Annotated in this window: 19 protein-coding genes; 10 read left to right on the top strand and 9 right to left on the bottom strand. The window is 39.5% G+C overall.

The window, feature by feature from the left end; genetic code table 11:
* Nucleotides 1-109 precede the first annotated feature (109 nt).
* From rlmH to J5A56_RS05540, 4 genes are read right to left on the bottom strand one after another with little or no spacing between them, the layout of a single operon-like run.
* Nucleotides 110-580, bottom strand: a complete 471-nt coding sequence (gene rlmH, locus J5A56_RS05555; protein ID WP_021671574.1) for a 23S rRNA (pseudouridine(1915)-N(3))-methyltransferase RlmH — start codon at nt 578-580, stop codon at nt 110-112.
* A 1-nt stretch (nt 581) separates the two neighbouring features.
* On the bottom strand, nt 582-1,145 hold the full coding sequence (locus tag J5A56_RS05550; RefSeq protein ID WP_036919496.1) for a Maf-like protein: 564 nt from the start codon (nt 1,143-1,145) through the stop codon (nt 582-584).
* 11 nt (nt 1,146-1,156) lie between these two features.
* Nucleotides 1,157-1,675, bottom strand: a complete 519-nt coding sequence (locus J5A56_RS05545; RefSeq protein ID WP_021671572.1) for a KdsC family phosphatase — start codon at nt 1,673-1,675, stop codon at nt 1,157-1,159.
* Nucleotides 1,676-1,735: 60 nt separating this feature from the next.
* Entirely contained in the window at nt 1,736-2,548 is an 813-nt protein-coding gene (locus tag J5A56_RS05540; RefSeq protein WP_021671571.1) for a Rossmann-like and DUF2520 domain-containing protein, read from the bottom strand.
* A 131-nt stretch (nt 2,549-2,679) separates the two neighbouring features.
* Here J5A56_RS05540 and kdsB point away from each other — a divergent pair, with 131 nt between their 5' ends.
* A complete protein-coding gene (kdsB, locus tag J5A56_RS05535; RefSeq protein WP_021671570.1) occupies nt 2,680-3,420 on the top strand; it encodes a 3-deoxy-manno-octulosonate cytidylyltransferase in 741 nt (246 codons plus the stop codon).
* Between the two features lie 554 nt (nt 3,421-3,974).
* Here kdsB and rho read toward each other — a convergent pair.
* Nucleotides 3,975-5,951 (bottom strand): transcription termination factor Rho, encoded by a 1,977-nt coding sequence (gene rho, locus J5A56_RS05530; RefSeq protein WP_021671569.1) that lies wholly within the window; start codon nt 5,949-5,951, stop codon nt 3,975-3,977.
* A gap of 331 nt (nt 5,952-6,282) precedes the next feature.
* Nucleotides 6,283-7,800: a DUF4301 family protein gene (locus tag J5A56_RS05525; RefSeq protein WP_021671568.1), complete on the bottom strand. Its 1,518-nt coding sequence runs from the start codon at nt 7,798-7,800 to the stop codon at nt 6,283-6,285.
* 143 nt (nt 7,801-7,943) lie between these two features.
* On the opposite strand from J5A56_RS05525, the gene J5A56_RS05520 reads away from it, so the two are divergent.
* Nucleotides 7,944-10,154 carry a RelA/SpoT family protein gene (locus J5A56_RS05520; protein ID WP_021671567.1) on the top strand — a complete coding sequence of 737 codons (2,211 nt, stop codon included), beginning with the start codon at nt 7,944-7,946 and terminating at the stop codon, nt 10,152-10,154.
* Between the two features lie 402 nt (nt 10,155-10,556).
* On the opposite strand, the gene J5A56_RS05515 is transcribed toward J5A56_RS05520, so the two are convergent.
* Nucleotides 10,557-11,429, bottom strand: coding sequence for a helix-turn-helix domain-containing protein (locus tag J5A56_RS05515; RefSeq protein ID WP_021671565.1), 873 nt, complete (start codon nt 11,427-11,429; stop codon nt 10,557-10,559).
* Between the two features lie 204 nt (nt 11,430-11,633).
* Here J5A56_RS05515 and J5A56_RS05510 point away from each other — a divergent pair, with 204 nt between their 5' ends.
* Genes J5A56_RS05510 through J5A56_RS05490 form a run of 5 tightly spaced genes read left to right on the top strand, consistent with a single transcriptional unit; the run spans nt 11,634 to nt 17,621 of the window.
* Nucleotides 11,634-12,905, top strand: coding sequence for a TolC family protein (locus J5A56_RS05510; protein ID WP_036919534.1), 1,272 nt, complete (start codon nt 11,634-11,636; stop codon nt 12,903-12,905).
* Between the two features lie 20 nt (nt 12,906-12,925).
* A complete protein-coding gene (locus J5A56_RS05505) occupies nt 12,926-13,942 on the top strand; it encodes an HlyD family secretion protein (protein ID WP_021671563.1) in 1,017 nt (338 codons plus the stop codon).
* Nucleotides 13,943-13,957: 15 nt separating this feature from the next.
* On the top strand, nt 13,958-15,436 hold the full coding sequence (locus J5A56_RS05500; RefSeq protein WP_021671562.1) for an ATP-binding cassette domain-containing protein: 1,479 nt from the start codon (nt 13,958-13,960) through the stop codon (nt 15,434-15,436).
* A 34-nt stretch (nt 15,437-15,470) separates the two neighbouring features.
* Nucleotides 15,471-16,529, top strand: a complete 1,059-nt coding sequence (locus J5A56_RS05495) for an ABC transporter permease (RefSeq protein ID WP_021671561.1) — start codon at nt 15,471-15,473, stop codon at nt 16,527-16,529.
* A 6-nt stretch (nt 16,530-16,535) separates the two neighbouring features.
* Entirely contained in the window at nt 16,536-17,621 is a 1,086-nt protein-coding gene (locus J5A56_RS05490; RefSeq protein ID WP_021671560.1) for an ABC transporter permease, read from the top strand.
* A gap of 414 nt (nt 17,622-18,035) precedes the next feature.
* On the opposite strand, the gene J5A56_RS05485 is transcribed toward J5A56_RS05490, so the two are convergent.
* Both J5A56_RS05485 and J5A56_RS05480 read right to left on the bottom strand, forming a co-directional pair.
* Nucleotides 18,036-19,184, bottom strand: coding sequence for a penicillin-binding transpeptidase domain-containing protein (locus J5A56_RS05485; RefSeq protein WP_021671559.1), 1,149 nt, complete (start codon nt 19,182-19,184; stop codon nt 18,036-18,038).
* Between the two features lie 256 nt (nt 19,185-19,440).
* Nucleotides 19,441-20,151 (bottom strand): glycoside hydrolase family 25 protein, encoded by a 711-nt coding sequence (locus J5A56_RS05480; protein ID WP_211815503.1) that lies wholly within the window; start codon nt 20,149-20,151, stop codon nt 19,441-19,443.
* Nucleotides 20,152-20,319: 168 nt separating this feature from the next.
* Between J5A56_RS05480 and J5A56_RS05475 the strand changes: the two genes are divergently transcribed.
* From J5A56_RS05475 to J5A56_RS05465, 3 genes are read left to right on the top strand one after another with little or no spacing between them, the layout of a single operon-like run.
* Nucleotides 20,320-21,264 (top strand): serine O-acetyltransferase, encoded by a 945-nt coding sequence (locus J5A56_RS05475; RefSeq protein WP_021671557.1) that lies wholly within the window; start codon nt 20,320-20,322, stop codon nt 21,262-21,264.
* A gap of 53 nt (nt 21,265-21,317) precedes the next feature.
* Nucleotides 21,318-22,865 carry a THUMP domain-containing class I SAM-dependent RNA methyltransferase gene (locus tag J5A56_RS05470; protein WP_021671556.1) on the top strand — a complete coding sequence of 516 codons (1,548 nt, stop codon included), beginning with the start codon at nt 21,318-21,320 and terminating at the stop codon, nt 22,863-22,865.
* Nucleotides 22,855-25,065, top strand: a complete 2,211-nt coding sequence (locus J5A56_RS05465) for a S9 family peptidase (protein ID WP_021671555.1) — start codon at nt 22,855-22,857, stop codon at nt 25,063-25,065. The genes J5A56_RS05470 and J5A56_RS05465 overlap by 11 nt, the downstream gene beginning before the upstream one ends.
* Nucleotides 25,066-25,094: the final 29 nt, after the last annotated feature.

The raw sequence follows: 25,094 nt of genomic DNA, 5'->3' as shown, positions 1-25,094 counted from the left end.
TTAAACGCGGTAAACACATTCTGTGTACGGTCTCAACACGCATGGTGCTTACCAACAGCACAACTCGTGCTGGGCGTAAACACAATGGCATAATATAGCAAAATGAAAATCATTCATGGTGATATGGTTCACCTTTAATAATCGTACAAGCTCGATAAAGTTGTTCTGTAAATATGAGTCTAACCATCTGATGCGAAAAAGTCATACGTGATAATGAGATTTTATCATTGGCACGAGCATAAACATCTGGGGAGAAACCATATGGTCCGCCAATAACAAAAACAAGTCGACGGGCTGCATTTTGTTTTTGTTTTAACCATTTAGCATATTCAATCGAGCGAAATTCCGAACCATGTTCATCTAATAATACGACAGTATCAGATGGCTGAATTTTTTTCAAAATCAGTTCACCTTCTTTCTGTTTTTGTTGATCTTCTGAAAGGCTTTTCGTATTTTTCAATTCTGGAATTGTCGTAAGACTAAACGGCATATAATGCTCAATACGATTGACATAGTCATCTATACCAACTTTAAAAATCTTATTTTGCGTTTTCCCGACAAGGATAAGAATGGTTTTCATCTTAAAACTTCTTTAGTTCTTCCCACAATCTTTGTACAGGCAATCCCATAACATTAAAGTAGCTTCCATTGATAGATGTTACTCCTACATATCCAATCCATTCTTGGATACCATAAGCTCCAGCTTTATCGAAAGGCATGTAATGCTCTATATAATAGGCGATTTCATCATCTGATAGCTGCTTAAAAGTTACATCAGTTGTCACAGAAAAAGAATGTTCCTTACCAGTTGTCAACAAGCAAACACCCGTGATTACTTGATGCGTTCTACCGCTAATCAGTTGAAGCATACGATGGGCATCCTTCGCATCCTTTGGTTTTCCAAGTACTTCATTGCCAACAATTACCACCGTATCGGCCGTAATAACAAGGTCGATCTCCCCTATCAACGCACAATAGGGGACTGCCTTTTTACGAGCGATATAGCCAGCCACCTCAGCCACAGGTAGGTTATCAGGATAAGATTCATCTATATCAGGCAACACTTTTACCTCAAAATCTAAGTCTAATCCAGCTAAAAGTTCACGTCTACGTGACGAATTACTTGCAAGTATAATATGTTTCATTAGATTACATTTTACCAGCCAAAAGCCTTTTCGTTCAACACCCATTTCCCTTGGGCCTTCATCACCTGCTCAAGAATATCACGTGCAACACCATGTCCACCCTTACAATCACTGATATAGGTTGAGATTTCCTTGATTTCAGTACAAGCATCTTTCGGACAACAAGGACAGCCAGCACGTTTCATCACTTCGTAATCAGGAATATCATCACCTACATATATGATTTCATCCTCTTTCAAATCATACTTCTTAAGAAACTCTTCCCAGGTTCGTATCTTCATAGAACAGCTAACGTAAATATCCTTAACACCAAGATACTCATAGCGTGAACGAACATTCTCATTATGTCCACCAGTCATAATAGCAAGCTGTAAGCCATGCTTAACAGCCAACTGGATAGCATAACCATCTTTAATATTAATCGTACGAAGCGGATCTCCATTTTCATCCATCTGAATGGTACAATCTGACAGCACACCATCAACATCAAAGATTATAGCCTTTATCTTTTGCAAATCGTAGTTTATCATAAATATATACTTTCAAGTAAAAGTTTAAATCTCTATATTATAACGTATTACACGTATTTATTAGAGTTTATTATTAATCCGTTTATCGTTTAAAATAGGGCTATCTACGAGTGGATTGATACCCTTTGAAAGCAACCGATAAAGTTCCTGCAAATCTACCCTATCATTCATTAACTCCAATTGTTGGTTCATCACGTTCCTATCACCACGCACAGCAGGTCCAGTCTGTGCCTCCTTTGGACTTATTCTATGAATCTTATCAGTTGTTTCATCAATCAACGGCAACATAACATCAAACAGAATACCATGCTCATCAAGTATATCAGAAGCAACAGAATAACAGTGATTTGTGAAGTTACAAGCCCAAACAGCAGCTAAGTGTAGATACTTTCTATCTGCTGAGGACAGCGTTATTACACGCTTAGAAAGTTTATTGGCAAGACTTCTAATAACCTCTTCTGTTTCTACCGAATTACCCTCTATAAACACAGGAATATTCTTAAAACTTACATCCTTCGCCTTAGAAAAAGTCTGCATAGGGTAAAAAACACCATAACGTTTTGCCTTTCCCTCAAAACAATGCATAGGCATAGAGCCTGCTGTATGGAGAAAGAGCTTATCTCCCCTACCCTTGCAAACCTCTGAAATCAACTCGCAGAGAACACTATCTTTCACTGAAAAGATGTAAATATCAGCCTCGTCGTGAAGTTTAGAAACATCCGTTAACCATTCTGTTTCAAGTAATTCAGCTAATGCCTTTGCAGATACTTCAGTACGGCTATATACCTGACTGATAACTACACCAGCATTCTTCAACGACTTACCTAACTGTGTGGCGAGATTGCCAGCTCCAATCAATGTAACTTTCATCATGCCAACAAATTTAATAATTTTAAAGGAAATATGTCAGAAAGTCATCGCCTTTTTAATAAAGATTTACTACTTTTGTGCAAACTGATACGTTCATTGTACAGTATAATAACTTAAAATAGATAGATAAACGTATGAAATTTATTGGAATCATCCCTGCTCGCTATAACTCTTCACGCTTTCCCGGAAAGCCTTTAGCAATACTTGGAGGAAAAACTGTAATAGAACATGTTTACAGACAAGTAAGTAGTGTGATGGCAGATGTCTTTGTTGCCACAGACGACCAGCGTATCTACAACGTAGTAAAGGCATTTGTAGGTAAGGCTGTGATGACTCGTACCGACCATCAGAGTGGTACTGACAGAATTTGTGAAGCCCTTGAGAAGATAGGTGGAGACTTTGATATTGTTATCAACATACAAGGTGACGAACCTTTTATACAGAAAAGTCAGCTTGAAACAGTTATGCAATGCTTTGACGACCCACGTACACAAATAGCAACTCTTGGCAAACCTTTTGAATCAATGGAGGCTGTGGAGAATCCTAACTCACCTAAAATTGTCCTCGACAACGATGGTTATGCACTCTATTTCTCTCGCTCGGTTATTCCTTTTGTACGTGGTAAAGAAAGCAAAGAATGGCTCTTACATTTCCCATTTCTCAAGCATATCGGACTCTATGCTTATCGAGCAGAAGTACTTCGAGAAGTAAGTCGTCTCCCACAGTCTTCACTTGAATTGGCTGAAAGCCTTGAACAACTTCGTTGGTTACAGAACGGATATAAGATAAAAGTAGGTCTTACGGATGTAGAAACAATCGGTATTGACACCCCAGAAGACCTCCAGCGTGCTGAAGAAAAACTTTCCAACCTATAAATCAAAAATTGGAGGCACAAGCATCAACCTTTAGATCAATACAACTTTAGGACTACATCAGATACTCTTGTCCGAACGCAGTCTACTTTTTAAGGTGCGCTCGGACAAAAGAAAACAGATTATGAAAGAAGAAAGCTGTGTTTTTTATAAGAAAATTTATTACAAATAAAACCATTAACCTACCGTTAAAAACATCATAAAACGGTATATTTTTCGACTTTCATAACCAACTAAGCATCAATCTGTTACAGACTCATGAAATAAAAGGTGCTTAATTGGACTTCAAAAGGGCGTTAGTAAGAGTTCAAAAGGGCATCTTTTACAAGTCATTTGGGCGTTAATTCAAGTGCTATTAAGCACTCCTTGAAAAAAGAGAGTGTGAAAAATCAGGACAAAAGAGGAGATTTCTGTTTGTTAGAAACAGCATATAAACAAAAAAGTGTATCAAAAGGAAACAGTATTGTTTCATACTTTTGATACACTTTTGTTATTTACTTGAAACTATAAATCTGCTCTATTTTCAAAAAGTAAGCAAGCTCAATAGTTTGATTTCATTAATCATTCATAGACAATAGGAACTCTTCATTGTTTGCTGTACGTCTCATACGATCGTGGATAGAGTTCATAGCCTCAATAGAATTCATATCAGCAATGTACTTACGAAGAATCCACATACGGTCGAGTGTTGTACGATCCTGTAAGAGGTCATCGCGACGAGTACTTGATGCAACCAAGTTGACAGCTGGGAAGATACGCTTATTGCTCAAGCTGCGATCAAGCTGTAACTCCATGTTACCTGTACCCTTGAATTCCTCGAAGATAACCTCATCCATCTTAGAGCCAGTGTCAATCAAGGCTGTTGCAATGATAGTAAGAGAGCCACCACCCTCAATATTTCGAGCAGCACCGAAGAAACGTTTTGGTTTCTGTAAGGCATTAGCATCAACACCACCAGTCAACACCTTTCCAGATGCTGGTGCTACGGTGTTATAGGCACGTGCCAAACGGGTGATGGAATCAAGGAAAATAACGACATCATGACCACACTCAACCATACGCTTTGCCTTTTCTAATACAATACCAGCAATCTTGACGTGGCGTTCTGCTGGCTCATCAAATGTTGAAGCAATGACTTCAGCATTTACAGTGCGTGCCATATCCGTAACCTCCTCTGGACGTTCATCAATCAAGAGCATCATCAAGTAAGCCTCTGGATGGTTGACTGCAATAGCATTCGCAATGTCCTTCATTAAAATGGTCTTACCCGTTTTAGGCTGTGCAACAATCAAAGCACGCTGCCCCTTACCGATTGGTGAGAAGAGATCTACAATGCGTGTTGAAAGGTTGGTTGTGCGAGGATCACCACAGAGGGTAAACTTCTCATCAGGGAAAAGCGGAGTAAGATGTTCAAAAGGAATACGGTCACGAACCTCAGAAGGATTACGACCGTTAATTTTATCAATACTTGTCAGTGGGAAATATTTCTCACCCTCATGTGGTGGACGTACGTGGCATTCCACAACATCACCTGTCTTTAAGCCAAACTGCTTAATCTGATTGTTTGCAATATATACATCATCAGGTGATGACAAGTAGTTATAATCGCTTGAGCGGAGGAAGCCATACCCATCAGGCATTACCTCAAGAACACCATTCGCTTTGATAATATCAGAGAAATCATAGTTCGCATTATTAGCAACTGGAGCATTATCAAAGATAGGAGTTGATGGCATTTGCGTTGGAGTTGTAGGTTGATCAAACATATCATAGTTTGGAACAATACCCTGATCCTCTATTGGTAGGTCAACAACAGGAATAAAATCAGTGCCATCTCCTGGGTCACCAGTCCATATACCAGCAGGTAGAACCGGGTAACCAGCAGGTTCCATATTCATGTTGTGGGCGTTTACCTTCTCTTGAAGGCGTGCTAATAATTCTTCTTTACCTTCCCCTTCATCCTGCGTTGGTACGTTAGAGAATTGATCTTCTGGGATAAAATCCTCTGGAGCAGATGGTTCTACATTCTCTACTGGTGTCTCCTCAGCAGTCTTTTTCACCTGCTGTGCTTCTTCCTCCTTTGCTTTAAGAGCAGCTTCTGCAGCAGCAATAGCCTCTAATTCAGCCTTAGATTTTCGACCGCGATGCTTAGGAATGGATGCTAATATCTCTTCTGGTGACTTCTCTTCAGTCTTTTCTTTCTTCTCCTCAGGCAACTCTTTCTTTACCTCAGGTAGTTCTTTGAATAGTGAGGGCTGGCTTATAGCCGTATTCTTATTCTTTTGTACATCGAAATTTTCCCCTTCTTCACCATGCACCGAATAAACCCTGTCGGTATCCTTTCGTGCTATTCTGGTACGCTTACGTTTTGATTCTAAGGGATGTGCTGTACCTGCCTCTTCTGCTTGCCGGTCAAGGATAGCATAAATGAGCTTGTCCTTATCATCTCCAGGTGAATAGGCAGCACCAGTGCTCTGAGCAATTGCTTCAAGCTCAGAAACGTTTTTTTCTAATAATTCTTCTTTGCTTAACATATAAATATGTATGGGAAATTACATTTGATTGGTTGACGTTTCATAAGGTGAAACATCATTGAATGTGTCTTTTTGTGCCGCAAAGGTATAATTTTTATTTGAACCTTACAAGCTTTCTCTCATCTTTTTTGATATTATTCTGTTGACAAAGAGGAATTAATGAGAATCTTGTTTAGGATATTGTTTCTGAAGACATGATACCTATATGTCAAATGATTATTATAGTAACACTCATCGAAAATTAGATTCCCAACCATAGGAAAAAGAATTTCCAAGGGTTGGGAATAATAGAATTTATTGTGAACTTAACTAAGTCTTGTCCAGATAATCATTATTGATGCTGCTCACGTAGAAGATCATTAACAGTCTTTACGGGATTAAAGGTGCCGAGAGGTACTTCCACAAAGACCGTATTCCAATCGCTCATAGCACCATTCCATAAACCAGGAAGTTCCAAAGCTTTGAGATTGCGACCATTTTTTGACTTTGAACTGATGAAACCTGTTGATTTATCTACATATTTTGTTAAGTCAAAAGCATTGCCTTTGTAGTCTTTGATGGCACAAACAAGATCAACAGGGTTGAAGTGTGTACCTTCTGTAAACATCTTCATAGATACTTCATCATTCTTATCAATCTGCGAACTCTCAAGAATCTGAAGGCTTACTGTGCCATCGTGGTTATAAGCAAGGAAAGGACCTCCACCTGGTTCACCCACATTCTTCACCATACCACATACACGTATAGGACGGTTTAGCTTATTATAAAGGTAAACTGCCAATGCTGCATCGTCAAGAGAAGCTACATCATGCTTCTCGCAAGAAAGCTCGTTCTGCAAGAAGTTAAGCATCTCTTCAAGTTCTGTATGCGAACAATTCCCTTTGTCCAGTTTACGAAGATAATCGAAAGCACGCTCTTGTAACGCTACAAGTTTACCTGCAATAATCATCTTCCAACTGATGGTCTCTTCCTTCAAACGGTCTGGTACCACGTTATCAATATTCTTGATGAAGACAACATCAGCATCTAAATCATTCAAATTTTCAATCAATGCGCCATGACCACCTGGGCGGAACAACAATGAGTTATCCTCATTACGGAAAGGAGTGTTGTCAAGATTCACTGCAATCGTATCCGTACTTGGCTTCTGTTCAGAGAAAGAAACATTAAAGTTCACCCCATACTTAGCTTCGTATTGAGTCTGCTTGTCAGCAACCTTTTGCTTAAATAAAGGTAAGTGTTCGTGTGAAACAGTGAAATGAACGTGAGCTTGCTTGTTACTTTCTGCGTATCGTGCTGCTTCCACCAGGTGTTCTTCCATTGGAGTCCGCATCCCATCATTATAAGAATGGAACAGTAGCAAACCCTTAGGTAGCTGTCCGTAATTCAGTCCTTCCTTATTTAATAGCGTTGCAACAACGACTTTGTATTGTCCGTCAGCAATCAGTTCATCTACAGTCTTGCCTTCTAACTGTTGACATTTTGCTGATAATTCCTCAAAGAAAGCAAACTTGTGAATATTAGAGAAGAACTCCTTCTCAAAATCACTTACTGGAACCTCGTTGCTTCCATTAAGGAAAGCAAAGAGATCTTTGAACATACGACTTGCTGCACCAGATGCTGGGACAAACTTAACAACCTTGTGTCCTTCTGTCTGATAACGCTGCCACGTGCGACAAGCATCCTCACAAGCATCCTTATCAAGTACTATAACCCCCTTCGTCGGTGTTGCAGCGCCTTCAAGTTTCAGATAAGGGAAACCTCTTTTGAAGTCTTCCAATTGTCTGTTTATCTGTTCCTCACTTATTCCTTTGTCTTGAATCTGTTTTAGGTCTTCTTTCTTTAACATAATAGTAAGGTGTTAAAAAGATTGTATTATATCTGCAAAAATAACGAATTAAAATGAAATAAAGAAACTATTTGACACATTAATTTTTAATTATATCAATTTTCTTCGTATCTTTGCCTCTGAAAAAAGAATGTATTATGTCTATGGAAGAGAAATTCATTTATACGGATAAAGAAAGAGAATTATCTGAACAGATACTCGAAGCGTTAAAAGATACACTTGGGCAAACGTTTTATGAGACAGATCTTCCTAAGTTGCGCGAACACCTGAATAAGGCTGTATCAGACAATAACATCCATCGTAATGTATTCGGGTTAAACCCTATTCTTTGCTCATTGCAGACAGCAGAAATTGCAGTTAAGAATATCGGCTTAAATCGTGACTCCGTTATTGCCATTCTTCTGTATCAGAGTGTTCAAGAAGGAATCCTCACACTTGAGAATATCAGTAAGACGTATGGCGATGGTGTGTCAAAAATTATCCATGGGCTTATACGTGTTCAGACACTTTATCAAAAAACTCCAGTTATCGAAAGTGAAAACTTCCGAAACCTTTTGTTGTCTTTCACCGAAGACATGCGTGTCATATTGATTATGATAGCCGACCGCGTCAACCTTATGCGGCAGATTCGTGACGTTGAGAATAAGGAAGCACAGCGAAAGGTATCCGAAGAGGCAAGTTATCTTTATGCACCATTAGCACACAAGTTAGGCTTATATCAATTAAAGAGTGAGTTAGAAGATCTTTCCTTGAAGTATCTTGAACATGATGCCTACTATCATATTAAAGATAAGTTGAACGCTACAAAGAAGGTGCGTGATGCTTATATTAGCAGTTTCATCAATCCTGTTAGTGAACAACTTAAAGCTGTGGGACTTAAGTTTCACATTAAAGGTAGAACGAAGTCAATTCATTCTATCTGGCAGAAGATGAAGAAGCAGAAGTGTCCTTTTGAAGGGATTTACGATCTGTTTGCTATTCGTATCATTCTTGATTCCCCTGAAGATAAAGAGAAGATGCAGTGTTGGCAGGCATATTCTATTGTGACGGATATGTATCAGCCCAATCCAAAACGTTTGCGCGATTGGCTTTCTGTACCAAAATCCAATGGCTATGAATGTCTGCATATCACCGTACTTGGTCCTGACAAGAAGTGGGTTGAAGTACAGATTCGTACAGAACGTATGGATGAGATTGCTGAACATGGTCTTGCTGCACACTGGAGATATAAAGGGGTGAAGGCAGAAGGCGGAATGGATAACTGGTTAGCTTCTATCCGTTCAGCTCTCGAGGCTGGTAACAATCTTGAAGTGATGGACCAGTTCAAGTCTGACCTTTATGAAAAGGAGATTTATGTCTTCACGCCAAAGGGCGATCTATTAAAGTTCCCTAAGGGGGTAACAGTGCTCGACTTTGCTTATCACATTCACTCAAAGATAGGAAATCAATGTGTTGGAGGAAAAATCAATGGTAAGAATGTTTCCTTCCGTACCGAGTTGCATAGTGGAGATTCTGTCGAGATTTTAACTTCAACCACACAGAAGCCTAATCGTGATTGGCTGAATATCTGTAAGTCATCACGTGCGAAAGCAAAGATACGTCTTGCATTGAAAGAAACTCAGATTAAAGATGGTCTTTATGCCAAGGAATTGCTCGAACGTAGGTTTAAGAATAAGAAGATTGAGATAGAAGACTCTACCATGGGCTATCTCATTCGTAAGTTGGGTTTTAAGGAGGTATCTGAATTCTATAAGCAGATTGCTGATGAGAAACTTGATCCTAACTATGTCATTGAGGAATATCAAAAAGCTTACAACCACGTTCATAATCTCAACCAGCCGAAGGAGGCTGAAAGTGCAGAGAACTTTGAATTTGAAAGTCCTACAACAGAGTATCTAAAGAAGAATGATGATGTCCTCGTTATCGACAAAAATCTCAAAGGCTTGGACTTCTCCCTTGCAAAGTGCTGCCATCCTATCTATGGTGATCCCGTCTTTGGCTTTGTGACAGTTAGCGGAGGTATCAAAATTCATCGTGAGGATTGTCCAAATGCACCAGAGATGCGCAAGCGTTTTGGCTATCGAGTTGTTAAGGCACGTTGGAGTGGTAAGGGTACATCTCAGTATGCAATCACATTGCGTGTCATTGGTAATGACGATATTGGCATAGTAAGCAATATTTCAAATATCATTTCCAAAGACGAGAAGATTGTAATGCGTTCTATCAATATCGACTCGCATGATGGTCTTTTCTCTGGTAACCTCGTGGTTCTTCTTGATGATAATTCTAAATTGAATATGCTCATCAAGAAACTCAGAACTGTCAAGGGCGTTAAGGAAGTAATGAGAATATAAAATAATATAATGATTTTTGCCCCCATCCTCTACCCTATTACTGCGGAGAGAATGGGGGCTTTTTTATTTGTTGCAATCCTATTTTTGTATATTTTGGTAGATCAGGCATCTATGTATTTATTGTGCAAAGTTGTGAAATATTATTACAAAAGTTTTATTGTAAAAGCTGAATTTAAGGTGAAATAATGCACTTTTTAATAGTGTTGTAACTATCATATTATCAGAATGTTATGAAAGTGCGTTTCAAAAGGTGCCTAATTGGACTTCAAAAGGGCGTTAGTAAGGTGCTTAAAGGGCATCTTTTACAAGTCAATTGGGCGTTAATTGAAGCCCATTTAAGCATCAATTGAAATTCTGTTTGTGAATTTATTTGACAATTAGAAGTAGTATTAAGGTGGACTTTTATCTTTTTGTTGTATTCTGATAAGCAAGCGGTGTCATACCCGTTTCACGTTTAAAGAATTTAGAGAAGGTTGATGCACTGGGAAAGTTCATGTGGTCTGCTACTTCATAAGCCATCATTCCATTGTATTTCAGTAACAACTTAGCCTCTTGTACAGTGGCACGATTAATCCAATACATCACACTCCGTGTGCTTGCTTTCTTTATAATGGCAGATAGATGATGCGGTGTGATATGAAGCTGGGCAGCATAGAACGGAATTGAGCGTTCCTGTTTACAATTTTTATATACGAGTCGTTTAAATTGCAGGAACAATTCTTTCGTACGATACAACCCCTCTCTTGCAAAGTTCTCTACTTCAGATTCTTTAATTTCTTGTATGTCAGATACAATGGTTTTCAAAATGTTATGTACAGTTTTCCTTCGATAGGGAGAAATCTTCACGATGTCCCATAGAAGTAAAAACATCCTTAATAGTCTGTCATAGTCTGTCGGTGAAGGCTGATGAATAATTTCTTCGGGTATATTTATGTTATCTCTAACTACGATAGCAGCAACTTGAGCATCATCAGAAATCTCATTTACTTCAACAATAGAATCGCCAGGGACAAGAATAACATGCCCTTTCTTAATATGATAATCCTGCAGATTGATACATACCTCACCGCTTCCTTCCATCACAAGAATGATGCGAGGTTCAGCTATTTGGAATGTCTCATTTACATTAATGATAGGCAGCTGTTGTAACGTTCCATTTAAAATGAGTATCAAATCGTCGTTTACGAAAATATTGTCTTGTGCTCTACACACCTCTTCAATTTCAATATCTAAATTGTTAACCGAGACATAGTTTACAGCCTTTGAATTATCCATAAGATTTTCTTATTGTATGACTTGATTGCAAATTTACTATTATTTCTTTGGCAAAAAGAATTATTTTAATAATAATCGTACAATTAGAAAATTTAATGCACCTTAAAGATAATCAGATAAATAAATGAATATATTAACTTTGTCATTATAATATAACAGATAACAATTTTAAGAGTTAACAATTATAAGAAAGTTATGTTCAGCATGAAAAAAAACATGTCAAGCCTTTGCTTGATAATGATAACTTGCACATGTCATGCACAGTCGTTAGATGTGTGTCAACAGGCAGCGGAGAAGAATTATCCTCTTATCAAGCAATATGACCTAATAAATCAGACGACTCAATTGACGGTTGACAACATTCAAAAGGGATGGTTACCACAGGTAAATGTATCAGCACAGGCTACCTATCAAAGTGCTGTTGCATCGTGGCCAAAGAATCTTCAGCAGGCGTATCAGCAGATGGGACTAAATATGAAAGGTCTGAGCAAGGATCAATATAAGATAAGTGTTGAACTCCAACAGACGATTTATGATGGTGGTGCTATCAGTAATCAACGTAGAATTATAGAGCAGGAAGGAAAAGTTCAAAAGGCACAAACGGAGAGTAACCTCTATCAGGTGCGTTGTCGTGTCAACGAGATGTACTTCTCACTTTTATTACTTGATGAACAGATTAGATTGAATGACGATGTAAGGACATTGTTAGAATCGAGCGAAAAGAAACTTTCAGCAATGGTTAAAGGGGGGATAGCTGCCACAAGCGACTATGATAACGTGAAAGCAGAACGGTTAGGTGCAGAACAGCAAGGTGTGAGTTTGAAGCAGCAAAGGCAGATGTTGCAGCGTTTGTTAAGTACCTTTTGTGGGATAGAAATAAGCAATATTCATAAGCCTGTACCCATCACAAACAGTACGTCAGCGAACAATCGCCCCGAATTACGTTTGTACGACCAGCAACTTAAACTTACAGAAGCTCGGGAGAAAGCGCTTGATGCGCAGTTACGACCAAAGTTAGGACTATTTGCGCAGGGTTACTATGGTTATCCTGGACTGAATATGTTTGAGGATATGATGAGTCGAAAATGGAGTCTGAATGGTATCGTAGGAATAAAACTATCGTGGAACGTGGGCGCTCTTTATACCCGTAAGAATGATAAAAACCTGTTGAGTATGCAACGAAATCAGATTGAGAATGCACGAGAGGTGTTCCTCTTTAATAATAAACTCGACGAGATGCAACAATTGGAAAATATCAATCGCTTCCAAACCATGATGAATAGCGATGCGGAAATTATTTCTTTGCGTACGAATGTACGAAAGGCTGCTGAATCAAAATTGGCACATGGTATCATAGATGTCAACAGCTTGTTGCGTGAAATCAACAATGAGAATGCAGCCAAAACTCAACAAACCATTCATGAGATTGATATGCTCAAGGAAATGTATAACCTCAAGTACACCTATAATAAATAAAAAATAATATTAGAAGAGATATGAAGAAAACAATGATATTTGCCGCAATGATTATGATAATGGCATCTTGCGGAAAGAAAGATAAAGACTTTGACGCAACAGGAACGTTCGAAGCTACAGAAGTGACTGTTTCTGCCGAGGCTACAGGACAACTCATGAACTTCCAAGTTAGCGAAGGACAGCAGCTTAACAACGGACAGTCAGTAGGTAATATAGACTCCCGACAGCTGACGTTAAAGAACGAGCAGCTGGCAACAAATAATGAACAATTAGTAGCAACGCATGGTCAACTTGAAGCAAACAAGCGTCAGTTGGCTGCAAACAGGCAGGCAACAGCAAGCAAGCAACTTGACCTTGAAAAGCAGGTGGCATCCATTCGTCAGCAAATAGCCAATCAGCAACGTGAACGTGAGCGTTTCGCTGAACTCCTTCGTGATGGTGCTGTACCACGAAAGCAGGTTGATGACATTGATTATCAGATACAAGTCTTGCAGAAGCAACTCCTCGCAACGAAAGAACAGATAGCCAGTCAAAACGCTTCACTGGCTGAACAGGACAAAGGAATTACCGCACAGATTGACGGCATAAGCTCACAACAGGCTGGAGTAACAGCCCAGCAAGCAGGTGTGCGTAGTCAGCAGGCTCAAATAAGTGATCAAATAGCCCACTGTTGGGTGAAGAGTCCGATAACAGGGACGGTTTTGGAGAAATATGTTGAACCTGGCGAATTTGTCTCCGTAGGTAAACCTTTGTTCAAAATTGCCGATATTAAGAATATGTTCATTCGAGCATATATCACCTCAGAACAGCTGAAGAGTGTATGTATAGGACAGAAAGTTAAGGTGATGGCAGATTACGGTGGTGGTTCAAAAAAGAATTATGAGGGTGTTGTGACATGGATATCAAGTCGTTCAGAGTTCACACCAAAGACTATTGTTACGGATGATGAACGTGCCGACTTGGTCTATGCTATTAAGGTTAAGTTCGTCAATGATGGCTATGCAAAGATAGGAATGTATGGTGAGGTAAAGTTTTAAGAGGTCTTATACACAATGAACGCAATTGAAGTAAACAACGTGTCAAAGCACTATGGCAAAATACAAGCTTTAAAAGATGTGAGTTTCTCTGTGCAGAAAGGTGAAGTTTTCGGGCTTATCGGACCAGACGGTGCGGGCAAGACAACGATGTTTCGTATCCTATGTACGCTGCTTCAGCCCGAGAATGGTACAGCTACTGTCGATGGCTATGATGTAGTGAGTCAGATGAAAGAGGTGCGCAAGCGAGTTGGTTATGTGCCAGGTAGGTTTTCGCTCTATCAAGATTTGACGGTAGAAGAGAATCTTCGTTTCTTTGCCACACTCTTCAATACGACGGTAGAAGAAAACTATGACTCCATAAAAGCTATTTATTCTCAGATAGAACGTTTCAAAGATAGGAAAGCAGGAGCACTCTCTGGTGGTATGAAGCAGAAGTTGGCACTGTGCTGTGCGTTAGTTCATCAGCCAAGTGTTTTGTTTCTTGATGAGCCGACAACAGGTGTTGATCCTGTCAGTCGCAAGGAGTTCTGGGAAATACTTGGTCATTTAAAAGAGCGTGATATTACTATCATTGCTTCCACACCTTACCTCGATGAGGTGAGAAACTGTGAACGTGTAGTTTTTCTTTCTGAAGGAGTTGTGAAGGGAACAGGCTCTCCTAATGAGATTCTTAACGAGTTTAGAGATATATTTAACCCACCTGGTATTGAACGAACGCTCATTACTAATATAGAAGAAAAGGAAGATAAAGAGGTTGAAAACGTTATAGAGGTGGATCATCTTGTCAAAGCATTTGGTAGTTTTAAGGCAGTTGACGATATCTCTTTTTCGGTGAAGAAAGGTGAAATCTTCGGCTTTCTTGGTGCTAATGGAGCTGGAAAGAGTACGGCGATGCACATGTTAATAGGTTTGAGCCAGCCCACGAGTGGTACAGGTAGAGTTGCAGGCTTTGATATTCGGACCGAGTATGAGCAGATAAAACGTCATATTGGTTATATGAGTCAGAAATTCTCGCTTTATGAAGACCTCACTGTCGCTGAGAATATCAGCCTTTTTGCAGGAATATATGGTATGCAGGATGATGAGATAAAACGTAAGACCGACGACTTGTTGCAACGACTCAATTTCTCAGACCACCGAGATTCATTGGTATCAAGTCTTCCTTTAGGATGGAAACAGAAGTTAGCTTTCTCTGTAAGTATCTTCCACAAGCCAAGCATTGTCTTCCTTGATGAGCCCACTGGAGGCGTTGATCCTGTCACACGTCGTCAATTTTGGGAGCTTATCTATGATGCTGCAGAGCGTGGAATAACAGTATTTGTCACTACGCACTATATGGATGAGGCTGAGTACTGTGACCGAATTTCAATCATGGTTGATGGCAAAATCAAAGCATTGGGTACACCCAACGCATTGAAGAGAGAGTTTAATCAACCGGATATGGACCATGTTTTCACCTATCTTGCACGTCAGGCAATGCGTAGTTCTGACTAATCAAGAGATATGAAATAATAAACTTATAAAAAATATGCGTCGATTTTTATCATTTATAGTCAAGGAAACGAAGCATATCACTCGCGACAAGCGAACGATGCTCATGCTCTTTGGTATGCCTATTGTTATGATGCTAATCTTTGGTTTTGCTATTACCAATGACGTAAAGAATGTGCGGGTTGTTGTCGTGATGGACAATGCTGATTATGCTACGCAGCAGGTTATTAATCGTTTAGCAGCATCAGAATACTTCAAAATAACAAAGACGGTGGCCACTCCTATAGAAGCCAAGCAGATTATTCAAGCGCAGAAAGCAGATATGGCGATTGTTTTTGCACCCGATTTTGCGAGTCGGAAAAGTGGCTATCAACTTATTGTCGATGGTACAGACCCTAATATGGCACAACAATGGAGCACTTATGCAAATGCTGTTATAGCCAATATTGACGGAGAAATCGTCAATACGAAGATGCTTTATAACCCACAATTAAAATCGGCTTATAACTTTGTTCCTGCTATCATGGGTACTTTGCTGATGTTGGTTTGTGCGATGATGACGTCTATCTCTATTGTTCGTGAGAAAGAAAAAGGCACTATGGAAGTACTTCTTGTTTCACCAACAAGTCCCTTGATGATTGTTGTGGCAAAACTAATTCCATATTTAGTGTTGGCCTTCGTTATCCTTACAGTGATACTCCTTATGTCCGCTTTTGTGCTTGGAGTGCCATTACAAGGTTCCTTGTTATGGATATTTGTCATTTCAGCAATATATATTCTTTTGGCACTCTCATTAGGTTTACTTGTCTCAACTGTGGCAAAGACGCAGCTTGTTGCTCTGCTATTATCAGCAATGGTGTTATTGATGCCAATCATCATGCTGTCGGGTATGGTGTTTCCTATTGAGTCAATGCCAGAAATATTACAATATATATCGGCAATAATCCCCACGCGCTACTATAACAGTGCAATGAGAAAACTGATGATTATGGGTGTCGATATAAAAGAAGTTTATTTTGAACTAATGGTTCTCATGGCAATGCTTGTAGGTTTGTTATCCCTTGCTTTAGCTAATTTTAAAGTACGATTAGAATAGAAAACTATGATATTGAAATATCTTTTAAGGAAAGAATTTACGCAGATACGTCGCAATTCGTTTCTACCACGATTGATAATGATGTTCCCTATTTCGACCATGTGTATTATGCCTTGGATTATGAATATGGAAGTAAAGAATATTGCAGTAGATGTCGTAGATAATGATCATTCCACACGATCACAGTTGTTGGTGCAGGAAATTGCTCATAACACCTATTTTCTTTTTCATGCGTTGCAGCCTGATTATGCAATGGCTGTCAATGATATTGAAAAGTCAAAAGCTGATATTGCGCTTGTGATACCACAAGACTATGGTCGTGATCTTTCTTTGGGAAAGAAACCAGAGGTGCTTATCGCTGCCAATGCCGTCAATGGAACAAAAGGATCTATAGGCGCGGTTTATCTATCTCAGATTGTTACAGCCAATGCACAGCCCTCGGCTAAGGCAATTAAAGAAAAGGTGTCTACATTATTCCTCTTTAATAAACATCTTGATTTCAAACTCTTTATGATACCTGCTTTGTTTGCAATGGTAATGATGTTGATGACAGGTTATTTGCCAACACTCAACATTGTAAGCGAGAAGGAAACTGGCACGATAGAACAAATGAATGTGACACCTGTGAGTAAATGGGACTTCATTATCTCTAAGCTGATTCTCTATTGGCTTATTGCCCTCTTCATCGTTACCGTCTGCCTGCTACTTGCCTGGCTATTGTATGGTATAACTCCAGTGGGCAATGTTGCACTCATCTATTTGCTTTCGATGTTGTTGGCACTGTTCTTTTCTGCGTTCGGACTGATTGTTTCAAACTATTCTGATACTATGCAGCAAGCTATCTTTGTTATGTGGTTCTTTCAAATTATTATCTTGCTGCTCTCAGGCTTGTTTACACCGACGCGCTCTATGCCATCATTGGTCTATCTTTCCACTTATATTAACCCTGTAAGCTACTTCATTGATGCCATTCGAACGGTATTCATACGAGGTGGAAACTTCAGTAGTATAGCTCATCAAGTTCTTGCTCTGTCGGGTATTGGACTCTTTATGGGTGGTTGGGCTATAGTTAGTTATAAAAAGAATAATTAAGTCATCTCTCTTTATCCATCTTCATCACATGTGTTTATGCCCAACACATGTGGTGCTGTTGGTAAACACCATATGTGCGGAGGCTGAACACCATGCAAAATAACATGGGTATAGAGCCTTGTTTGCATACGGAAAAGAAAGTTTCTGCCTAATACAAAACTCTTTTAGTAAGTCAGTTGTTTTCCAAAAATCAATATCGACTATTCCTGAATAGTTATGCTTGTTGTTTTTTTTGCAATTGTTAGATTATCAATTAACTGCATAATTCTGAAAGAAAAGCTACTTCATTAAGGTTTTAAAGGGCATTGATAAGACCTCAAAAGGGCATCTTTAAGAAACCAATAGATGCTTAACAGAAATGTTATTAATCATCTATTGGGTTTTAGTTGTATGATTTTTATTGTTATCGTTAGATTATTTGTCCATTGTGTTAATGTGCTCAATGCGTTTTGCCATGGCTTGTGACCTTGGACTTAGTTTCCCTTTAAGATACTTCTCCATAACCAAGCCAGCTATTGGTGCAGCTACATCAGCACCAAAACCACCATGCTCAATATAGACAGAAATGGCAATTTTCGGCTCATCCATGGGTGCAAAGCCGATGAAAACAGAGTGGTCTTTCCCTGCATTCTCTGCTGTTCCTGTCTTTCCACAAACTGGGTAGGTTGTTCCCTTGAGTACTGTTGCTGTTCCCCTTGTAACAGCTAATCGCATTCCATCAATCACACTTGCATAAACGTAAGGAGGAATCTTAGTTTGTCGTGGAGTCAAGAATCGTGAAGGCAGAGGTGACCAATCCACGTTCTTATGAATATGTGGCGTGAAGAAGTAGCCGCGATTAGCTATTGTTGCTGCTAAATTGCAGAGCTGTAACGGTGTTGCTGTTATATCCCCTTGTCCCATACCAGCCCACATGATGGTCTTTGGGTCCCAGTTGTTCTTATAACGACGTGAGAGATAGTTCACATTGGCTACTAAACCGCCCTTTTCGCCTACCATGTCGATACCCAATGGTCCACCAAGTCCCATACTGGTAATGTATTCCCACCAAGTAGTAACAGCCTTCTCCTTTGAACCATACTTCTGTGTGTTGTTTAACATAGAGAGGTAGGACTTCAGAAACCAAGTATTACAAGACACTGCTATAGCTCCATGTAGTGCTTCTGGCGAGTAATGAGGGTGGCATTTCACCTTTATATTTCCGTCACGAAAACCATCATGGCAGGCAATCTTCGTTTCTGGTTTGACAATTCCTTCTGCAAGAAAAGTCAGTGCTTGCGCAGGTTTAATTGCTGAGCCAGGAGGATAAGCAGTCGCAATGGCAAGAGCATCATTAGGACCCGTAGGTGAATTTGTCACCATACAGAGAACTTCTCCCGTTGCAGGATCAATCGCAACGATACTCCCCTTCTTACCTTGCATCAGTTCTGTTCCAAGTTCTTGAAGCAAAGGACGAAATGTTAGCGGTGGGGTTTCGTGATACTCTTGTGCTCGAACATTACTTATAGTAAAAAGTAATAATAATAGTATTGCTGCTCGGAATAATATAATTATCTTGTTCATAGTTGTTTTACACATATTTATTAAATTCTTTATTGATGTAATATTTGCTATTAGTTTATAGTACTTATGACTCAAAAAACTGTTGATATTTTCGTCTTTTAGAGGCTATTATACGCTCCTACCCTTCCTGTTAAAAAGAGCAAATCTTGATCATCTAAGTTTTATACGTTACAAAAGTACAAATAAATTATTCGCTTGACATATCCTTTCCCTTGTTTATGTTTCATTTACAACAACCCTAAATAATTGTAAATAGCTACAAGCGAATGTCTGCAAGGGATGTTCCTAACATGAAACGATTAAGGTCAACATGTCCTGAAATACCACGTATTTTACCACGATCTGAGAATTGCCAGATGTTATGTCGCCCTATGCCTTTAATAGATGGACGCACAGAACTATACCTACTTATGAAAAGGAAGTAGTTATTAAAACGAGGGCTAAGATGAGAATTATAAAACTTTACATGTGAATAAATAAGTGGTTTCTTTCCATACTTCTTTTTTATTAGTTTCGTAAATAAAGCAACGCTGTCTTGTACTTGTTTCTTACTCCAGCGTTTTACACCCTCGCGTTCTACGTCAATCATAGGAATCAAGTCTTGCTTGTGCCCTCTCATCGTTTTCTGAAAATTACGAAATTGAGACCTAATTGATGTTAAGCAAGAAAGATAATGATAAGAGCCACAACGTAAGCCTTGGCGTCGTGCAGCTTTGATGTTCTGTTCATAGTTCTTGTCTTTCACGCTTGTTCCTTGTGTAGCTTTGATATATACAAATTGTATTTGTTTGTCTTTTGCCACTTCTTTCCAGTTAATTTTGCCTTGATGATGTGATACGTCAATACCATCATATTGACATTTTATGTTTTGTGAAGACCTATGAGAAGTGGTTGATGCAGATGCTATTACATAAATAGCTGACAAGAAAATAGTATGAATGGAACGTTGAAATATTTTGGATTTCATCATTTAAATATTTGAAACATTTTGAATAAGATTCTTTTAGAATATAAATTATCCTGTAATGGTGCTTGAAAAGCACTGCAAAATTAGCATATTTTTCTTGAACAAACTCATAAAAAACCGATAATAATCATTATCTTTGCAACGTAATTACATCTCGATACAGTATCAATGAGTAAACAAGACATCACTCAGCAGCTCGTACAGACTATTGATAAGCTTTCTGATTCAGAAGCTTTGCAGGGTATTTGCCATGAGCATCGTGATGGTGACCCTTTGCCATCAGCTGTTGAATTGGAAGAGATAATAATGCTCTCACGTTCTATTCTCTTTCCAGGCTTTTATGGTCGCTCGTCGGTAAATTTTGAAACTATCAAATACCAGATAGGTGTAAACGTTGAACGACTACAAAAGCTACTCTGTAGACAGATAATGGCAGGACTATGTTTCAATGAAGACTGCCATTGCCCGAATGCTGCTGACACACGTCGTTGTATGCAAGAAGAGGCTGATAAGATAGCTGGACGTATCATTGCTAAGTTCCCAGCCTTACGTAAAATACTTTCAACAGATATACAAGCTGCTTTTGATGGTGACCCAGCAGCTGCCAATGTGGGAGAAGTCATCTCATGTTATCCAGCTATCAAAGCTGTTATAAATTATCGTTTGGCACACGAGTTAGTATTGGAGAATGTGCCACTTATCCCACGTATGATTACAGAAATGGCGCATTCAGAGACAGGTATTGATATCCATCCTGCTGCGACCATTGGTACACATTTCACCATTGACCATGGTACTGGTGTCGTTATTGGCGCAACTTGTATTATTGGAAATCATGTGAAGCTCTATCAAGGTGTGACCTTAGGTGCTAAAAACTTCCCACTCGACAAAGATGGCAATCCTATTAAAGGAATAGCTCGGCATCCTATCCTAAAGGATAATGTTGTTGTTTATGCCAATGCAACAATCCTTGGTCGTATTACGATTGGGAAAGGCTGTGTCATAGGAGCCAATGTTTGGGTCACGAGAGATATGCGCCCATGCTCTAAGAAGTACAAACAAAACAAAACAGATATCCTCGATACCGACTTTGAATATGGTGGAGGAATATAATATTCTGTCCAACGAATCATTTAATATCGTAAATAAAAATACTTATAACATAAATGCAAGAATTTGAACTTATCGCCAAAACCTTCATGGGTTTGGAGCAAGTATTAGCAAAAGAGCTGACACAGTTAGGTGCCAATAACGTACAGATAGGACGCCGAATGGTGTCGTTCACAGGTGACAAGGAAATGATGTATCGTGCTAATTTCCAGTTACACACAGCTATTCGTATCCTTAAACCTATCGCACATTTCAAGGCGAAGAGTGCTGAAGATATGTATGATCAGGTAATGAAGATTGATTGGAGTAAATATATCCTCCCTGGAAAGACCTTTTCTGTTGACTCTGTTGTTTATTCTGAGGAGTTCACAAATTCACGCTTCGTTACTTACAAGGTCAAGGACGCTATTGTTGACCAGTTCCGTGAACGCATAGGTACGCGTCCAAATATCTCTGTCAGCAATCCTGATATTCGATTGAATATTCATATTGCAGAGGATAATGCTACGCTGTCGTTGGACTCAAGTGGTGAGTCACTGCATCGTCGTGGCTATCGTCAAGAGAGTGTTGAGGCTCCATTGAACGAGGTTTTGGCTGCGGGTATGATTCTTATGACAGGCTGGAATGGTGAGACTGATTTCATCGACCCAATGTGTGGTTCTGGTACATTGCCCATAGAGGCTGCTCTTATCGCCCGTAACATTTCTCCAGGTGTGTTCCGTAAGGAGTTTGCATTCGAGAAATGGCCTGATTTCGATCAGGAATTATTCGACACAATATATAATGATGACTCACAAGAACGTGAGTTCACACATCATATTTATGGTTATGATACTGATATGAAAGCTGTCAATACAGCTCGTATGAATGTTGCAGCAGCTGGTTTTTCTCGATATATAACCATTGAACAACAGGACTTCAAAGACTTCACACAACCAAATGAAAAAAGCATCATCGTGATGAATCCTCCCTACGGTGAGCGTATTTCTACACCAAACTTGCTTGGGACCTATAAGATGATTGGTGAACGATTAAAGCATCAATTTATGGGGAGTGAGGCTTGGATCCTATCTTATCGTGAGGAATGTTTCCGCCAGATAGGATTAAAACCAAGTATTAAGATTCCTGTTTACAATGGCTCTTTAGAGTGTGAATTCCGTCGCTACCAGATGTTTGATGGTAAGATGAGCAACTTCCGACATGAAGGTGGTGTCGTAAAGACTGAAGAAGAGAAACGTGAGATGGCTCAGAAGCATCGCTTTAAGAAAGAACGTGAGTTTAAGAAACGTCTTGATGAAAACGAAGAGAATGCTGAAGCAGATATTCGTTCATTTACTTTCCATAGCTTAGAGCGTAACAAATTTAGCGGTGGTAAGTTCCGTGAAGACCGTGAGCGTCGTCCTCGTTTCGATCGTGATGTGGAAGACCGCAAACGTTCTTTCAGAAGAGGAGACAACGACCGTAAGCGTTCATTCCGACGTGATGACGACCGTAGACGCTCATTTAACCGCGATGATGACCGTAAGTTTGGCGGTAAAAGGTTTGATAAATCTAACAAGCGCGGAGGATTCCGTGGTAAAAACACATATAAACATGAAGATTAAATCATTTATTGGTCTTGTGGGGCTTTGTGCCTTCACAGGACTTTTATGTCCTACTGAAAGTATGGCACAAAAGCAGTTTACACTTGAGGATTTGAACTTTGGTGGTAAAAACTTCTACAACATGCGCCCTGAGGCGCGTTATCTCACGTGGTGGGGAGGGAAATTAGTTCGTCAAGACCTTAACAACTGTTCGTTAGTTGACCAAAAGACAGGTAAAGAGGCGGTACTCTTTTCACTGGATGATATCAACAAATGGGCTGGATTGTCAGCTTCTGATGAGGTTATACGTCATCTTTATGGTGCTGAGTTCCCTTATGCAGAACGTCCTATTGTAATGGTTCAGAATGGTAAAGAGGACCTTTATATTAACTTTAAGGAACATAAGTTAGTACAACGATTGAGTCGTCCTTCTGCCCTTCAGGCTCGCGATTGGAATAAGGTTTCTGGTGCTACTGCTTTTGTTAAGGATCATCAGTTGTATGTTACAGATGCGAAAGGAACTGAAAACCAGTTGACAACAGATGGTTCAAAGGATATTGTTTATGGTCAGAGTGTACATCGTGATGAGTTTGGTATCAACGGTGGACTTTACTGGAGTCCAAAGGGAAATCGTTTGGCTTTCTATCGTATGGACCAAAGTATGGTTGCAGACTATCCGCTAATTGATGTTCCTGAATTAGATTGGAAACCTGTAAAGGGGGAGTCACGTGCAGCCAAGGCTGATATTATAAAATACCCAATGGCAGGTGAAACTTCTCATAAGGTAACTGTCGGCGTATATAATCTTACAACAGGTAAGACTATTTATCTTCAAGCAGGTGACCCAACTGATCGGTATTTTACTAACATCGCATGGAGTCCAGACGAGAAGACAGTCTATATGTTTGAACTTAATCGTGATCAGAATGATTGCCGATTGGTTTCTTATGATGCTACTACGGGAGCTAAACTACAGGAGCTCTATCGTGAGACGGATGCAAAATATGTTGAACCATGTCATCCTATTCAGTTCTTACCATGGAATGACAATGAGTTTATCATGCAGAGTCAAAAGGATGGTTACAATCATCTTTACCTTTTCAACAAGGATGGTCGACAAGTTAAACAGATTACAAGTGGCAAGTGGGTTGTGATGGATGTACTCGGCTTCAATAGCAAACAGAAGAGTATTGTTTATGTTTCTAACGAGTGTAACCCTATTCAGCGCAATGTTTGGCTTGTTAGTGTAGCATCAGGTAAGCGCACATTGCTTGATAATGGTCGTGGTTATCACTATCCAAAGTTAAGTCAAGATGGTAATGCTATTATGGATAGTTACAGTGAACCCTCTGTGCCTCACAAGTATGAAATCATTAGTTTGGATAGTAAGCCACAGCGTCATGATTACTTTACATCTGCTAATCCTTGGGTCGGATATACAGTTCCTAAATATTCAAATGGTACGATAAAGGCTGCAGATGGTAAGACAGACTTGTATTGGCGTATGGTGAAGCCAGTTAATTTTGATCCTAACAAGAAGTATCCTACAGTCATCTATGTATATGGAGGTCCTCATGCTCATAATGTTGAGGCTTCATGGAACTGGGGTTCACGTGGTTGGGAGACCTATATGGCACAGAAAGGCTACCTACTTTTCATTCTTGACAACCGTGGTAGCGAGCATCGTGGAAAGGAGTTTGAACAGGCAACATTCCGTCACCTTGGTCAAGAGGAGATGAAAGACCAGATGGAAGGCGTTAAATACTTAAAGTCTCTTCCGTACGTTGATCAGAACCGTATGGGTGTCCATGGATGGTCATTCGGTGGATTTATGACAACTTCATTGATTACTAATTATCCTGATGTTTTCAAAGTCGGCGTTGCTGGCGGACCTGTTATCGATTGGAAATGGTATGAGGCTATGTATGGTGAGCGTTATATGGATACTCCACAGACTAACCTAGAAGGATATGCACAGACCTCACTCCTAACAAAGGCAAAGGACCTTAAAGGTAAACTTCAGATTATTATAGGATTAAATGATCCTGTTGTTGTTCCTCAGCACGCTTATTCCTTCTTGAAGGCTTGTATTGCAGCTGGCACACAACCAGACTTCTTCGTTTATCCAGGTGAGCCCCATAACATGCGTGGACATCAAAGTGTACACTTGCATGAGCGTATTACTCAGTATTTTGAGGATTATCTGAAGCCTTTAAAATAGTGTTTGATGATAATTAAAAGTACGCTTTA

Origin of the sequence: Prevotella melaninogenica (assembly GCF_018128065.1) — a bacterium.
In the GTDB taxonomy this organism is placed as follows: Bacteria; Bacteroidota; Bacteroidia; order Bacteroidales; family Bacteroidaceae; genus Prevotella.
Note: the sequence above shows the minus strand (reverse complement) of the source record. Positions and strands in the feature narration are given on the sequence as shown.

What these genes read in the sequence shown, in the direction of transcription:
- J5A56_RS05515 (WP_021671565.1), bottom strand. Translation starts at nt 11,429, where the DNA reads ATGGATAATTCAAAGGCTGTAAACTATGTCTCGGTTAACAATTTAGAT.
- J5A56_RS05485 (WP_021671559.1), bottom strand. Translation starts at nt 19,184, where the DNA reads ATGAACAAGATAATTATATTATTCCGAGCAGCAATACTATTATTATTA.
- J5A56_RS05505 (WP_021671563.1), top strand. Translation starts at nt 12,926, where the DNA reads ATGAAGAAAACAATGATATTTGCCGCAATGATTATGATAATGGCATCT.
- J5A56_RS05480 (WP_211815503.1), bottom strand. Translation starts at nt 20,151, where the DNA reads ATGAAATCCAAAATATTTCAACGTTCCATTCATACTATTTTCTTGTCA.
- J5A56_RS05475 (WP_021671557.1), top strand. Translation starts at nt 20,320, where the DNA reads ATGAGTAAACAAGACATCACTCAGCAGCTCGTACAGACTATTGATAAG.
- J5A56_RS05470 (WP_021671556.1), top strand. Translation starts at nt 21,318, where the DNA reads ATGCAAGAATTTGAACTTATCGCCAAAACCTTCATGGGTTTGGAGCAA.
- J5A56_RS05520 (WP_021671567.1), top strand. Translation starts at nt 7,944, where the DNA reads ATGGAAGAGAAATTCATTTATACGGATAAAGAAAGAGAATTATCTGAA.
- J5A56_RS05500 (WP_021671562.1), top strand. Translation starts at nt 13,958, where the DNA reads ATGAACGCAATTGAAGTAAACAACGTGTCAAAGCACTATGGCAAAATA.
- J5A56_RS05510 (WP_036919534.1), top strand. Translation starts at nt 11,634, where the DNA reads ATGAAAAAAAACATGTCAAGCCTTTGCTTGATAATGATAACTTGCACA.
- rho (WP_021671569.1), bottom strand. Translation starts at nt 5,951, where the DNA reads ATGTTAAGCAAAGAAGAATTATTAGAAAAAAACGTTTCTGAGCTTGAA.
- J5A56_RS05490 (WP_021671560.1), top strand. Translation starts at nt 16,536, where the DNA reads ATGATATTGAAATATCTTTTAAGGAAAGAATTTACGCAGATACGTCGC.
- J5A56_RS05495 (WP_021671561.1), top strand. Translation starts at nt 15,471, where the DNA reads ATGCGTCGATTTTTATCATTTATAGTCAAGGAAACGAAGCATATCACT.
- J5A56_RS05540 (WP_021671571.1), bottom strand. Translation starts at nt 2,548, where the DNA reads ATGATGAAAGTTACATTGATTGGAGCTGGCAATCTCGCCACACAGTTA.
- J5A56_RS05545 (WP_021671572.1), bottom strand. Translation starts at nt 1,675, where the DNA reads ATGATAAACTACGATTTGCAAAAGATAAAGGCTATAATCTTTGATGTT.
- J5A56_RS05550 (WP_036919496.1), bottom strand. Translation starts at nt 1,145, where the DNA reads ATGAAACATATTATACTTGCAAGTAATTCGTCACGTAGACGTGAACTT.
- J5A56_RS05465 (WP_021671555.1), top strand. Translation starts at nt 22,855, where the DNA reads ATGAAGATTAAATCATTTATTGGTCTTGTGGGGCTTTGTGCCTTCACA.
- kdsB (WP_021671570.1), top strand. Translation starts at nt 2,680, where the DNA reads ATGAAATTTATTGGAATCATCCCTGCTCGCTATAACTCTTCACGCTTT.
- rlmH (WP_021671574.1), bottom strand. Translation starts at nt 580, where the DNA reads ATGAAAACCATTCTTATCCTTGTCGGGAAAACGCAAAATAAGATTTTT.
- J5A56_RS05525 (WP_021671568.1), bottom strand. Translation starts at nt 7,800, where the DNA reads ATGTTAAAGAAAGAAGACCTAAAACAGATTCAAGACAAAGGAATAAGT.